14 protein-coding genes are annotated in these 11875 nt (G+C 58.8%); 10 read left to right on the top strand and 4 right to left on the bottom strand.

All coding sequences use genetic code 11. The features are described from left to right. Positions 1 to 31: 31 nt before the first annotated feature. Genes HED64_RS03150 through HED64_RS03135 form a run of 4 tightly spaced genes read left to right on the top strand, consistent with a single transcriptional unit; the run spans position 32 to position 3602 of the window. Positions 32 to 808 (top strand): ABC transporter permease, encoded by a 777-nt coding sequence (locus HED64_RS03150; RefSeq protein ID WP_168150623.1) that lies wholly within the window; start codon positions 32 to 34, stop codon positions 806 to 808. Further along, positions 801 to 1631 carry an ABC transporter permease gene (locus tag HED64_RS03145; protein ID WP_168150622.1) on the top strand — a complete coding sequence of 277 codons (831 nt, stop codon included), beginning with the start codon at positions 801 to 803 and terminating at the stop codon, positions 1629 to 1631. The genes HED64_RS03150 and HED64_RS03145 overlap by 8 nt, the downstream gene beginning before the upstream one ends. A gap of 11 nt (positions 1632 to 1642) precedes the next feature. Continuing rightward, positions 1643 to 2488: an ABC transporter ATP-binding protein gene (locus tag HED64_RS03140; RefSeq protein WP_245325611.1), complete on the top strand. Its 846-nt coding sequence runs from the start codon at positions 1643 to 1645 to the stop codon at positions 2486 to 2488. Positions 2489 to 2492: 4 nt separating this feature from the next. Further along, a complete protein-coding gene (locus HED64_RS03135) occupies positions 2493 to 3602 on the top strand; it encodes a zinc-binding dehydrogenase (RefSeq protein ID WP_168150621.1) in 1110 nt (369 codons plus the stop codon). Between the two features lie 71 nt (positions 3603 to 3673). Here the strand turns inward: HED64_RS03135 and HED64_RS03130 are convergent, their stop codons facing one another. Beyond that, positions 3674 to 4765 carry a Zn-dependent alcohol dehydrogenase gene (locus HED64_RS03130; RefSeq protein ID WP_168150620.1) on the bottom strand — a complete coding sequence of 364 codons (1092 nt, stop codon included), beginning with the start codon at positions 4763 to 4765 and terminating at the stop codon, positions 3674 to 3676. A 109-nt stretch (positions 4766 to 4874) separates the two neighbouring features. On the opposite strand from HED64_RS03130, the gene HED64_RS03125 reads away from it, so the two are divergent. The 6 genes from HED64_RS03125 to HED64_RS03100 all read left to right on the top strand — a co-directional run bounded on the left by HED64_RS03125 (position 4875) and on the right by HED64_RS03100 (position 9509). Beyond that, positions 4875 to 5957, top strand: coding sequence for a zinc-binding dehydrogenase (locus HED64_RS03125; protein WP_168150619.1), 1083 nt, complete (start codon positions 4875 to 4877; stop codon positions 5955 to 5957). A 676-nt stretch (positions 5958 to 6633) separates the two neighbouring features. Then, the gene (locus HED64_RS03120) at positions 6634 to 6984 is read left to right on the top strand and encodes a PadR family transcriptional regulator (protein ID WP_168150618.1); all 351 of its coding nucleotides are present in this window, start codon (positions 6634 to 6636) and stop codon (positions 6982 to 6984) included. A 2-nt stretch (positions 6985 to 6986) separates the two neighbouring features. After that, complete coding sequence (locus HED64_RS03115) at positions 6987 to 7349, top strand: DUF1048 domain-containing protein (RefSeq protein ID WP_168150617.1); 363 nt, start codon at positions 6987 to 6989, stop codon at positions 7347 to 7349. Between the two features lie 28 nt (positions 7350 to 7377). Next, positions 7378 to 8211 carry an ABC transporter ATP-binding protein gene (locus HED64_RS03110; protein ID WP_210149169.1) on the top strand — a complete coding sequence of 278 codons (834 nt, stop codon included), beginning with the start codon at positions 7378 to 7380 and terminating at the stop codon, positions 8209 to 8211. After that, positions 8208 to 8972, top strand: a complete 765-nt coding sequence (locus HED64_RS03105; protein ID WP_168150616.1) for an ABC transporter permease — start codon at positions 8208 to 8210, stop codon at positions 8970 to 8972. The genes HED64_RS03110 and HED64_RS03105 overlap by 4 nt, the downstream gene beginning before the upstream one ends. A 135-nt stretch (positions 8973 to 9107) precedes the next feature. Further along, positions 9108 to 9509 (top strand): VOC family protein, encoded by a 402-nt coding sequence (locus HED64_RS03100; RefSeq protein WP_168150615.1) that lies wholly within the window; start codon positions 9108 to 9110, stop codon positions 9507 to 9509. Between the two features lie 45 nt (positions 9510 to 9554). On the opposite strand, the gene HED64_RS03095 is transcribed toward HED64_RS03100, so the two are convergent. Genes HED64_RS03095 through HED64_RS03085 form a run of 3 tightly spaced genes read right to left on the bottom strand, consistent with a single transcriptional unit; the run spans position 9555 to position 11799 of the window. Then, positions 9555 to 10448 carry a dihydrodipicolinate synthase family protein gene (locus tag HED64_RS03095; protein WP_168150614.1) on the bottom strand — a complete coding sequence of 298 codons (894 nt, stop codon included), beginning with the start codon at positions 10446 to 10448 and terminating at the stop codon, positions 9555 to 9557. Between the two features lie 33 nt (positions 10449 to 10481). After that, positions 10482 to 11201: a B3/B4 domain-containing protein gene (locus HED64_RS03090; RefSeq protein ID WP_168150613.1), complete on the bottom strand. Its 720-nt coding sequence runs from the start codon at positions 11199 to 11201 to the stop codon at positions 10482 to 10484. Then, positions 11194 to 11799 carry a helix-turn-helix domain-containing protein gene (locus tag HED64_RS03085; protein ID WP_168150612.1) on the bottom strand — a complete coding sequence of 202 codons (606 nt, stop codon included), beginning with the start codon at positions 11797 to 11799 and terminating at the stop codon, positions 11194 to 11196. The genes HED64_RS03090 and HED64_RS03085 overlap by 8 nt, the downstream gene beginning before the upstream one ends. Between the last annotated feature and the right edge of the window lie 76 nt (positions 11800 to 11875).

The raw sequence follows: 11875 nt of genomic DNA, 5'->3' as shown, positions 1-11875 counted from the left end.
CGCGGTGTCCACAACGATCTTGAGGTAGACCATGAAAGAGACCACGACCGCCCCGGGTTGGCTATTGGTCCAGCGGGTCGCGGCGATCGCGATCCTGTTGGGCCTCTGGTCGCTGCTGATTGCCAGCGGCACCATGCCGTCGATGCTCCCGGGCGTTATCCAGATTTTCAGCGGTATCGGTGAGGCCCTCACCAGCTCCATCTTTTGGGCTGCCCTGAGCCGGACATTACTGACCGCACTGGCGGGATGGGCCATCGCTTCGATCATTGGGGTGCTATTTGGCCTGATCATCGGATCGATCAAGTTCCTTGACCGCTCAACATCAATCCTGATCGACTTCGGACGTTCCTTCCCGGTGCTGGCCTTGATGCCGGTGGTGATCATGCTCCTAGGCTCCAACGCCCGCATGGAGATTGTTGTTGTCTCCCTGAGCTGCCTTTGGCCGGTACTGGTTCAGACAATTTACGGGGCGCGACGCCAGGAAGCTGCGGTGGCCGATACCGTCGCCGTGTTCAAGATTCCGGCGCTGTTACGGTTCCGCCGAGTGTTGCTTCCCTCCGCGCTTCCGTTCGTCGCAACCGGAGTTCGTATCTCCGCTTCGATCGCACTGCTGGTAGCAGTGGGCGTTGAGGTCATCAGTCAGGCCCCTGGCATCGGACGACAGATCACCTTGATGCAGCAGGCCCAGCGCTGGGATTTGGCCTTCGCTTACCTGATTTTCACCGGTCTTGTTGGCTGGTGCCTGGCCGTCGCGCTGCAACAAGTTGAGAACCGCCTGCTGATTTGGAAGAGGCAAGAAAATGACTAGTACCACCTCTATCCTCGCCACCCGGCGCGGAACCGTGCGCAAGGCACGGCCCCGTAGCGGGGACAGCTTTGGCCGTAGCCTGCTGAGGGCCACCTGGCTGATCGTTGTAGTGCTCGTGGCCTGGTGGTTCCTCTCGGCCAACAGCACCAACTTCTTCATCCCTTCCCTTGAACAGATCCTCACCACGTTGGGCCGTGACCTAGCCAATGGCGTGATCGTCGCCGGAGCCATCTACTCGCTGACAAACCTCTTTGTTGGTCTGCTGATCGCCGCGGCTCTGGGAATTATTCTTGGTCTGCTGCTGGGAGAACTGGGATGGCTGCGCCGCATCGTCGATCCGATCATCCACTTCTTCCGCTCGGTTCCTCAGGCTGCCCTCGTCCCGATGATCATCGGCGTCTTTGGCATGGGCCAGGGGCCAAAAATGGGAACCATCGCCTTCGCCTGCATGTGGCCGATTCTGCTGAACACCATTGACGGTGTGCTGGGTGTTGAACCCACCATCCGAAAGTTCTCCAAGGTCTACCGCATCCCACGTTCACTGCACTTCCGGAAGGTAGTCCTGCCCGCAGCACTGCCGCAGATTGTGGCGGGCATTCGGGTGGCCTTGCCCATCGGCATCACCGTCATGGTGGTTTCCGAAATGTTCGCCTCGATCGAGGGTCTGGGCTTCTACATCCTGAATTCATCGGCAACCTTTAAGGTTCCCGAGACCTGGGCAGGTGCGCTGTTGGTCGGAGTCATTGGCTACGTCATTTCACTGCTCTTTGTCCTGGCCGAACGGCGTCTGCTGCGCTGGTACCACGCCTCCGGATCTCAGTAAGGAGCCCGGCAATGAGCACATTTCACACCCCACAAGACCAAGGAGACGCCATGACCATGCAACTTCAAGCCGACGCACAGCCGGAAGCGGGCACACAACTGATGAAGGTTCGCGGCATGTCCATGAGCTATGGATTCGGTGCCTCGGAAAACAAGATCCTTGAGGACCTGAATCTGGATGTGGCCTCCGGCGAATTCATCTCGATTGTTGGACCCTCCGGTGTTGGTAAGACCACCTTGCTGCGCTGCCTTTCCGGTTTGTTGCGACCCAAGGCCGGGACCATTGAGGTCAGCGGCACCGTGATCAGCGGGCCACACCCCGATCTAGCCGTCGTATTCCAGGACTACAGCCGATCCCTGATGCCGTGGATGACCACGCGTGACAACGTGGCTTTCCCGCTACAGGGCAAGGGCATGGGCAAGGTTGAACGTAACCGCGTGGCAGATGAAAATCTCGCCGCCGTGGGCCTCGAAGGCCAGGGAGACAAGTTCCCGTGGGAGATGTCAGGTGGCATGCAGCAGCGTGTGGCCATTGCTCGTGCACTGGCCTACAACGCCAAGGTGCTGCTAATGGACGAGCCATTCGCTTCGGTTGACGCCCAGACCCGCTTTGATCTTGAAGACCTGGTGATCAAGCTGAAGCAAGAGTTGGGCGTGACGATCCTTCTGGTCACCCACGATATCGATGAAGCGCTCTACCTAGCGGACAAGGTCGTAGTGATCGCCGAAAAGCCGGCCACCGTGGTTGATGAAATCATCACCGGATTCGGCGAGGACCGTGACCAGCTGGCCACCAAGGCAGACCCACGCTTTGCCGATGCCCGGGCACGCATCATGCACCGGCTGCGCAAGGACTAGAGGTATGGGGCGACAAAACGTACGCGCGGCAGTGGTTCGCGACTTTGATGGGAGATTTGCCATCGAGGGGATCGAGATTGATTCACCACTGGGTGCCGAGGTACTCATCGAGGTGCGGGCCGTTGGACTGTGCCACTCAGATCTCCATCTGGCCTCCACCAATATGGGTATTCCGGCCCCGCTGCTCCTTGGCCATGAGATTTCCGGGGTCATCAGTCAGCTTGGCGATCGGGTTTCGGGGTTGGCGGTGGGGGAGCACGTGGTGGCGACGCTGATCCAATATTGTGGACGTTGCTCCGAATGCCTTTCCGGTGCTGGCCACCGCTGCAAACAAGGCGCCCAAACGCTGCGTACTGCCAGCGCTCCTGCCCGCGTTGAACAGGCTGGCTCCGGGGTAACTCAGATGTTCGGTCTGGGCGGATTCGCCGAGCTGGCGTTGGTTCACGAGAATCAGGTCGTGAAGATTCCGGCGGAAATTCCCTTCGCCCAGGCGGCAGTGATGGCCTGTTCAACACTGACCGGCGCCGGCGCCGTGTTTAACTGTGCCAAGGTCGCGCCGGGTGAGAACGTGGTGATTTTGGGTGCCGGAGGTGTGGGGCTTAATGCAATTAATGCCGCCCGCATCGCCGGGGCGCAGCGCATCATCGCCGTTGATCTGGCCGAGGACAAGCTGGAACTGGCCCGCCGCTTTGGCGCCACCCATACCGTGAATGCAGCATCGCAGGACCCCGTCGATGCTGTGCTGGAGCTCAGTGGTGGGGGAGTCCATCATGCCTTTGAAATGATTGGTTTCCCCGCCACAAGTTTGCAGGCGTTGCGGATGACACGCACCGGTGGACATGCGTACCTGATTGGATTGCACCGTCCCGGAAGTACGTTGGAAATCGACGTGATGGCAGATGTTATTGGTCCACAGCGTTCACTGCATGGGCTGTACATGGGCTCTTCGGCCCCTCAGCGCGATGTGCCACGCTACGTTGATCAGTACCTTTCTGGAACCTTGGAGCTGGATGCACTCGTGGCCAACGAGCTGTCCCTGGATCAGATCAACGACGGTTTTGCGGCGATGGCCTCCGGTGGTGGAGTTGACCGAGGGGTTATTACGTCGTTCTAGATAAGCCACACATAGCAAAGGGAGCGGATCCTGGCGGATCCGCTCCCTTTGTTGTGGGTGGAAGTTAGCGCCTAGAAGCTCGTGATCACGTTGCGAGCGACGGCGCCACCACGCAGTGAGTTGTAACCTTCTTCGATCTGGTCCAAGGAAATATGGGCGGAGACCAACTCGTCGAGTTTGAAGCGCCCCTGTAGGTAGAGGTTCGCGTACATGGGAATATCCACGGCGATGTTGCTTGACCCCATAGCCACACCGCGGATGCCCTTCTGCTTGCCCATCAGGTCGCCGAACGGGGTGATATTGATGGAGGATCCGGGCTGATGCACGCCGATCAGGTAGGCGGTGCCGCCTACCTCGAGCATGGCTACTGCCTGCTCGGAGGTCGGCTTCAGGCCGATGACTTCAAAGGAATGAGTGACGCCACCGCCGGTAAGCTTCAGCACCTCGGCCACCGAATCGGTGTCGGCTCCGTTGATCACGTCGGTGGCACCAAATACCGTGGCAAGTTCAAGTTTGGCGGGCGACAAATCGATGGCGATGATGCGCGCGGCACCTGCCAACCGAGCACCTTGAATCACGTTTAGGCCAACGCCTCCGGCGCCGATGACGGCAACGGTGTCACCTGGGCGGATGCGTGCAGTATTTACGGCGGCTCCGGCTCCGGTGACCACACCGCAGCCCAGTAGTGCCGCGCGGTCAAACGGGATCTCGCGGGGGACAGGCACCACGGTGTTCTGGTGGACAAGTACCTGCTCGGCGAATCCGCCGACACCAATGAATTGGGTCAGCGGGGCACCATCGAGGCTCAGCCGTGGCTTGGAACTCGGGGCGCGCGAGGTGTGGGAGGGGACGCGGCACTGGTAGGGGCGGCCGGTGCGGCAGCCGATGCAGGTGCCACAGCTGTGGACCGGTGAGGTGACCACGTGGTCACCGACCTTCACCTGAGTCACCGCGGAGCCCACCGCCGCGACAACTCCTGCAACCTCGTGACCGAGGACCGCGGGCATCGGGAATCCTACGTCGTTGCTCGCCACATGCAGGTCCGAATGGCAGAGGCCGCTGGCGCGCACGTCGATGAGCACTTCCTGCGGTTCTGGGTTGTCGATGGAAATATCGAGCACTTCAAAAGCGCCTTTGACCTCGGAGACTACTGCGGCTTTCATGGGAATCCCTTCAAGACTTATTTGCTGCTGGGGGTGACGTAAGCCACCTTTTAAAATATACTAGTTGAAATTATGCATTATTTATAGGTTTCTGGACAAGGGGAGCAGCATGCGGGCAGCAGTCATCAATACCATCGGTGCAGGGTTTGAAATCCAGAACGTGGAGTTTGATGAACCGCGCGGCGCTGAAGTCTTGGTCAAGGTCGAGGCGGCTGGGCTGTGTCACTCGGACATGATTGTTGCCTCGGTGGATCGAGGCCGCCCGTTGCCGATGGTTGTGGGGCACGAAATGGCGGGTGTTGTGGTGGGCCTTGGTCCCGATGCGACAGACTTTGCTGTTGGTGATCACGTGATCGGCAGCGAGATCAGCTTTTGCGGCACGTGTGAGGAATGTGTTCATGGTGCAACCTTCCGCTGCTTGAAGCCGGGTGCCGTCATGCGCTCACCTCAGGATCCCGCGCGGCTAACCCGCAGCGGGGAACGCATTGAGGCGTTTGGTGTGGCGGGTTTTGCCGAGTACACCGTGCTGCACCAGAACAAGTTAGTGAAGATCCCTGCCGAGATTCCGTTCGCCCAGGCCGCGGTGCTTGGCTGCGCGACGGCCACCGGCGTGGGCGCGGTGTTGAACTCGGCCAAGGTGGCCCCGGGGCAAAGTGTCGCAGTGGTCGGTCTTGGTGGCATTGGCCTGAATCTCGTGGCCGGTGCCCGGCTCGCCGGCGCCCGCACCATCATCGGGATTGATCTGCAGCCCGAGAAATTGGAGCTGGCCCACAAATTCGGCGCCACCCATGTGATCAATGGTGCCGAGGAGGATGTCGCTGCCCGCGTTCTTGAAATCACCGGTCGAGGTGTACATCATTCCTTTGAAGCCATCGGGCTGGGCGTTACCCAGCGTCAGGCCATCGAGGTAACGCGTACCGGAGGCGATGTGTACTTCATCGGTATCCCGCAGGGTAAGCCGCTGGAACTGAACGTCATGATGGATCTGTTGGTGAAGCAGCGTTCGCTGCACGGCATCTATATGGGTTCCTCAAATATCCGTAAGGACATCCCCTACTACGCGGAGCTCTACCTGCAGGGCAGACTGAACCTTGATGACCTTATTGCTCAGGAAATCAAGCTGGACGATATCAATGAGGCCTACGAGCGCCAAGAAACCGGAGCGATTGCGCGGAGTATTATTCGCTTCTGATTAGTCAGAATGTGGTCTTGGTGCTCGCGGACGGTACTTGGTGCGTGGCGAATGGATCAGGATCGCCAGGTCGGGGCGGGCAGCTGGTGTGACAAAGCGGTCTGTGAAAGTGAAGCCCAGCGGTATCTATGGAGCCGCTGGGCTTCTCTGTGCCTGGAAGTAAAAGGGTCCGCGGGATCCTGGGATGAAGCCATATGAATCATGAACGCCAGGGTATCTTTCCAGCGACGAGAAATGGGAAAGCCGCATGGGGGATTAGGCGGTCCGTCGGTAAACTTTGATCCGCTGTTTTTCCTAACGTGGAGTCTTCGGATCGGGGCAGCGTCGCCGAACTTTATGCGGGATATTCCCGTGGATACTTGCGACAACCATCGGGCACGAGGGTGTCCCAGTGTCGGTTCGAATGAACGGCTTCGTGCTGCGGTCCTTGCTGTGTAAGGCGGCAGTGCGAACCCGGTATGACGCCGGTTCATGTCACGCATTCCCATCCGTGGCTACGAAGTGGGAGACGACCTCTAGCTTGCTTGACGGATCGGTAACTGAGCTACCTCCTGCGTTTGAGTTCTTCGATCTATATTCGACAAAAAAGTTCTTTTGTTAACCTCTTGCACTCCCGGTACTCGGTGATACTATTTAGTGGTACTCAGTAATGCAGAGTAGTAGATGGGAGGGTCCAATGAGTAAGCAAATGACCGAGATGCTCAAGGGCACGTTAGAGGGCATAGTTCTCGCCACCGTGGCCCTACGACCAGCCTACGGTTACGAAATAACTGCCCGGCTGCGCGAAGAAGGATTCTCCGACATTGTCGAAGGAACCGTCTACGCACTACTAATCAGGATCGAAAAACGCGGCCTGGTGGACGTCGAAAAGGTCCCGTCCGAAAAGGGACCACCACGCAAGGTCTATTCGCTCAATGCACTGGGCATCGAGTATCTCGAGGAGTTCTGGGGAACATGGAAATTCCTCACCGAACGCATCGAAAGGCTGCATCAGGAAATCGACAATCAGCAAAAACAAGGAGACTAATCATGGCACCAAAATGGATCGAACAGGTCACCGGATCGTTCGAAGACAAGAAACGCTGGAAGCAGTACAAGGCCCGCAAGGCACAGCTCCCCACGGGCTACCGAACGGCAATCGACGGGATTGAGCGTTACTTCATGTACGCGGGAGCCGTTGTCAACGGCGACATTATGATGCAGATGCTGGAAGACCTCGCCGACCTCATCGAAGGCGCGGCCGCCGACCAGACGCCCATCCGCGACATTGTCGGGGCTGACCCGGTGGAATTCGCCGAAACCTTCATTGCAAACTACTCCGACGGCCAATGGATCAGCAAGGAGCGCAAGCGCCTGGACGATGCCATCAACAAGTCAGTCGACGAAACCTGAGAGAACCACCGGAAACGGAGAAATAGTCATGGACACCACCCCAATATTTGGGCCCGCACTTCAGGTGCGGGGAATTGAGAAGTCGTTCAAGGATCTGCACGTGCTGCAGGGTGTCGACTTCGACGTGCAGGCAGGAAGTATCTTCGCGCTTCTTGGCTCAAACGGTGCCGGCAAGACCACGCTGGTAAGGATCCTCTCGACACTACTTTCTCCCGACGCGGGCATCGCGACTGTCAACGGGTTTGATGTTGCTACCGAGCCGAAGGACGTGCGCGAGTCGATCAGTCTGACCGGCCAATTCGCCGCAGTGGACGAAGTGCTCACCGGCAGGGAGAATCTGGTGCTGATCGCCAAGTTGCGCCACCTCAAGCATCCAGGGACCATCGCCGATGAGCTCTTGGCACGGTTCTCGCTCACCGAGGCAGGGAATCGCAAAGCGGGAACGTACTCCGGTGGCATGCGCCGCAGGTTGGACATCTCGATGAGCCTGATTGGCAATCCGCCGATCATCTTCTTGGACGAACCGACCACCGGATTGGATCCGCAGGCTCGTCTTGAGGTGTGGCAAACCATCAAGGACCTCGCCAACTCTGGCACCACGGTGCTGCTGACCACGCAGTACCTCGATGAGGCCGAGACCTTGGCGGACAGGATCGCGATCCTGCACAAGGGCGTGATCATCCAGAACGGCACCTTGAAGGAACTCAAAGCACTGTTGCCAGCAGCGGAGGTCGAGTACGTCGAAAAACAGCCCTCCCTTGAAGATGTCTTCCTGACCCTAGTGGGCGAGGACGCCGCTGCTGCACCGGACGAAAATACCGACGCCGCGACCGCGGTGCCAGCTGGAAAGGAATCGAGATGAGCACCCAGGTCCTGTCAGACACCCGCGTCCTCACCGGACGGTCGCTGCGCCATATCCTGCGCAGTCCCGACACCATCATCACCACCGCGGTCACGCCAATCGCCCTGATGCTGTTGTTCGTTTACGTCTTTGGCGGTGCCATCAACACCGGCAGCGGAGAATCCTATGTGAACTACATGCTCCCGGGCATTCTATTGATCACCATCGCCTCCGGTGTTGCCTATACCGCCTACCGGCTGTTCTTGGACATGCAGGGTGGCATCTTTGATCGTTTCGCCTCGATGCCAATTGCCCGATCGAGTGTTCTCTGGGCCCACGTGTTGACATCCCTGGCAGCGAACATGGTCTCCGTTGCGCTCGTTATTGGTGTTGCGCTCATGATGGGATTCCGAACCAGCGCGTCACTTAGCGCTTGGCTAGCTGTGACTGGCATCCTGGTTCTCTTTACCCTGGCACTTACATGGGTGGCGGTGATCGCTGGCCTTTCGGCAAAGACTGTTGATGGGGCGAGCGCGTTCAGCTACCCCCTGATCTTCCTCCCGTTTATTTCCTCCGCCTTTGTACCCACCAGTTCCATGCCAGGCCCCGTTGCGTGGTTTGCCGAGAACCAGCCGGTGACCTCGATCGTGGACACCATCAGGGCCATGTTTGCCTCAGAATCCGTGGGTAATGGCATTTGGATCGCGCTGGCCTGGCTAGTTGGCATTCTGCTGATCTCCTACGCAATAGCGATCGCCAAGTACCGCCGCAAAATCCGCTGAGTTACCTAGCCCCCCGGCTCCAAATAACTAGGATGCGTTACTTCCGCCCAAACGATGGGGAAGTAACGCATCCTTTCGGCGTCTCCTCGCGTGGACACTATTGCCACGGGACCTGAGCCTTTATATGCTCTGCCCATGACGGCTCTCATGGTTTATGTCAGTTTCCCCGGCACTGCGCGCGAAGCGCTCGGCTTCTACTCGGACATTTTTGGCGGGAAACTTGCCCTTTATACGTATAAAGAGTTCAGTCGCGAGGACGGTCCGCCGGAGGCCGTCGCCCATGGCCAGCTTTCAGGAGTGGTCGCCCTGGCCGGATCGGATGCAGCCGAGGGCGAGGTAAGTTTCAAGACCGAAGGCATGAAGCTTTCGTTGCTGGGCACGGCCGATCCCGCCACGCTGCATGAGTGGTTTAACAAGCTTGCGGTGGGCGGTACGGTGCTGGGTCCGCTGGAACCCAAACCATGGGGCGCCTCCGACGGCGAAGTAATAGATCGCCACGGACTTCATTGGCTGATCGGTTACGAACCAGAAGCTTGAGGTTCCGTGCTCTCGCACGGAACCTCACTCCGAAATCTTTCAGATTTAGTCGGTGAGCTGCAATTGATCAACAACTTTTGCCACCAGTGCCCGCTGCTCAGCGTTCAAGCTCAACACGGGACGCGGCAAACAATCGGCCGCAACAAGAGATAAATACTCAGCAATTGCGGCGGTGACTCGGTAGCTGCCGTGGGCAGCAAACAACGACCACAAGGGTTCTAGTCGTGCCGATTCACTGAGTGCCGATGCACTGTCACCGCCGAGCGCTGCCCGACTGATCCGCAAGGCAAGCTGCGGCAACGTGCCACCAATGACCGAATACCAGGCGTCACACCCGGCAATGAGCCCGTTCGCCGCTGTTGCGTCACCCGAGACACCCACCGTGACACCGGTTCGGATGTGTTCGCGAATAGAGCGCACCCGGGCGGAAGCTTCCTTGGGGTCGGTGGGAACACCCGGAATCTTGATTGAAGCAACATGTTCCAGCGTGGTGATGCGCGCGTAGAGTTCCTCGCTGAAACGTACGTGAGTGGTCCCGGGGTTGTCATAGACGACCAAGGGAACCGAGACCTGAGCGTCAACGTCTTGAAAAAGAGTAAACACCTCATCGTCGCTCAGCCCTTGATAGGTGACGGGAGCCAGCAGCAAACCGCTGGCTCCCGCTTCCTGTGCATCGTGAGCAAGCGCCTGCACCGCAGAGGTTCGCAGCGCACCGATGCCCACCAGAACCGGAATGTTCTCCGCGTGCTGCACGGCAGAACGCGCAACCCGGCCCCGCTCGGCCCGATCCAAATACATATAGGAGCCGGTGGAGCCCAAGGCGGTGATCGAATCGACCTTTGCCTCGACTAATCGAGAGATCAGCCTGGCATAGGTCGATTCGTCGAAGGCGTCATGATGCAAGGGAGTGAGGGGAAACGCGCTGAGACCGGTGAACATTTACGCTCCTGTGACAGTTGGGGAGAAGAAGAGTTAGGATGCGGAGATCAAACGCTGGGCCACCACAACGTCGGGACCCAACTGTTTCAGGTGGGACACCAGATCGACGGCTGCGGCAGTGAGCGCCGCGTCATCGAGGGGTTCAAGGGCATCAAGGATGAAGAAGGCGCTGGTGGTTGAATCCGTGAGTTGGGTGCGTTTGCCCTGCCGCCAGTTCCACCGGCGGCAGGTAACTCCCTGCTCATCGCCCCACACCACTTCTCCGACGTCGGGAGTATCGACAGAATCTTGCCCGCCCGCGGTGGTATCAAATTCCTCGGAGCCGGTAGCCCGGATCAATCGCGGTGAGCCGATGTAACGCTGCAGGTTTTCGCCGCCCAATGGCACCTGGTGCAGTACCGAGATTCCGTTATAAATGTCGGTCAATCGGTTCACGCGTGGCAGTCCCGACTCGGCACGACGCAACAACGCTTCGAGGCTGTTACGTGTGCGCTGTGGCTTGGATCCGAAGGCGCGGTAGGCCTCGCGCCAGGCCGCGACGTGGGCAATGTCCTCTACGGGTTGCTCCTGTAGTGCCGTGCGGGCCGAGGTCTCGGCCGCGGCGAGCAAAGCCTCGCTAGCTGCATCGGATTCCCCTGCTTCGATGCCGTCAACGGCAATGAGCAATGCGCGGTAGTCGGGCCTCAGCGCAAAGACCTCGGCATCGACGGTGGCACCGTCGAGGAAATTCTGCAATGTCTGTGTCTTACTCATGGGTGTCCTTCCGTCCGTGGGCGGCGCCCACCTGGGGTTCATAAACGGTCAAAGAAAATTGTGTGGGTTCGTTGCCGTGGTTTGCATAGGAATGCGGCATATCGCCGGTAAACGAGATGGCGTCACCTTGGCTCAATTCAAAGGACTCGAAGGCCACTGTCAGCGTCAGCGTCCCTGAGCGAACATGCAGCAGTTCGTGGGTTCCTCCTTGGTGAGCCTTGCTTTGATGCGACTCTCCCGGGAACATCCGCCAGTCCCAAAGTTCCACCACGTCGGGTGGTTGGGTTCCGGCCAATAGCCTGCCGTGGCCACCGGACTCCCCGCTCCACAGCGTTGCCGCCTCGCCGGCGAGAGTGATCTTGACCGCCTGACTTGAGGGCGGTTCGACAAGAGCTGGAAGGCCGATTCCGAGCGCATCGCTGAGCCCCAGCAAGGTTCCAATACTGGGGTTCGCCTCACCCTGCTCGACATTAATCACTTGGCGGCGGCTGACTCCCGCGGCTTCTGCCAATCGGTCGAGGGTCCACTGGCGTGCCAAACGTTCCCGACGAATGCGCCCGCCAATAGTCACGGCGAGTTTTGAGGTGTTCACGTCCATAAGTGCATCATAATGCACTATGTGTGAATCGAACAAGCATGAGGCTATGGGACGTTAAACCATTGTTGGACCGTTC

Origin of the sequence: Paeniglutamicibacter terrestris, assembly GCF_012271785.1 — a bacterium.
In the GTDB taxonomy this organism is placed as follows: Bacteria; Actinomycetota; Actinomycetes; order Actinomycetales; family Micrococcaceae; genus Paeniglutamicibacter; species Paeniglutamicibacter terrestris.
This window is presented reverse-complemented; position numbering and strand designations above follow the sequence as displayed.

Coding starts and splice junctions, on each gene's coding strand:
- HED64_RS03150 (WP_168150623.1), top strand. CDS start 32: ATGAAAGAGACCACGACCGCCCCGGGTTGGCTATTGGTCCAGCGGGTC.
- HED64_RS03145 (WP_168150622.1), top strand. CDS start 801: ATGACTAGTACCACCTCTATCCTCGCCACCCGGCGCGGAACCGTGCGC.
- HED64_RS03140 (WP_245325611.1), top strand. CDS start 1,643: ATGAGCACATTTCACACCCCACAAGACCAAGGAGACGCCATGACCATG.
- HED64_RS03135 (WP_168150621.1), top strand. CDS start 2,493: ATGGGGCGACAAAACGTACGCGCGGCAGTGGTTCGCGACTTTGATGGG.
- HED64_RS03130 (WP_168150620.1), bottom strand. CDS start 4,765: ATGAAAGCCGCAGTAGTCTCCGAGGTCAAAGGCGCTTTTGAAGTGCTC.
- HED64_RS03125 (WP_168150619.1), top strand. CDS start 4,875: ATGCGGGCAGCAGTCATCAATACCATCGGTGCAGGGTTTGAAATCCAG.
- HED64_RS03120 (WP_168150618.1), top strand. CDS start 6,634: ATGAGTAAGCAAATGACCGAGATGCTCAAGGGCACGTTAGAGGGCATA.
- HED64_RS03115 (WP_168150617.1), top strand. CDS start 6,987: ATGGCACCAAAATGGATCGAACAGGTCACCGGATCGTTCGAAGACAAG.
- HED64_RS03110 (WP_210149169.1), top strand. CDS start 7,378: ATGGACACCACCCCAATATTTGGGCCCGCACTTCAGGTGCGGGGAATT.
- HED64_RS03105 (WP_168150616.1), top strand. CDS start 8,208: ATGAGCACCCAGGTCCTGTCAGACACCCGCGTCCTCACCGGACGGTCG.
- HED64_RS03100 (WP_168150615.1), top strand. CDS start 9,108: ATGACGGCTCTCATGGTTTATGTCAGTTTCCCCGGCACTGCGCGCGAA.
- HED64_RS03095 (WP_168150614.1), bottom strand. CDS start 10,448: ATGTTCACCGGTCTCAGCGCGTTTCCCCTCACTCCCTTGCATCATGAC.
- HED64_RS03090 (WP_168150613.1), bottom strand. CDS start 11,201: ATGAGTAAGACACAGACATTGCAGAATTTCCTCGACGGTGCCACCGTC.
- HED64_RS03085 (WP_168150612.1), bottom strand. CDS start 11,799: ATGGACGTGAACACCTCAAAACTCGCCGTGACTATTGGCGGGCGCATT.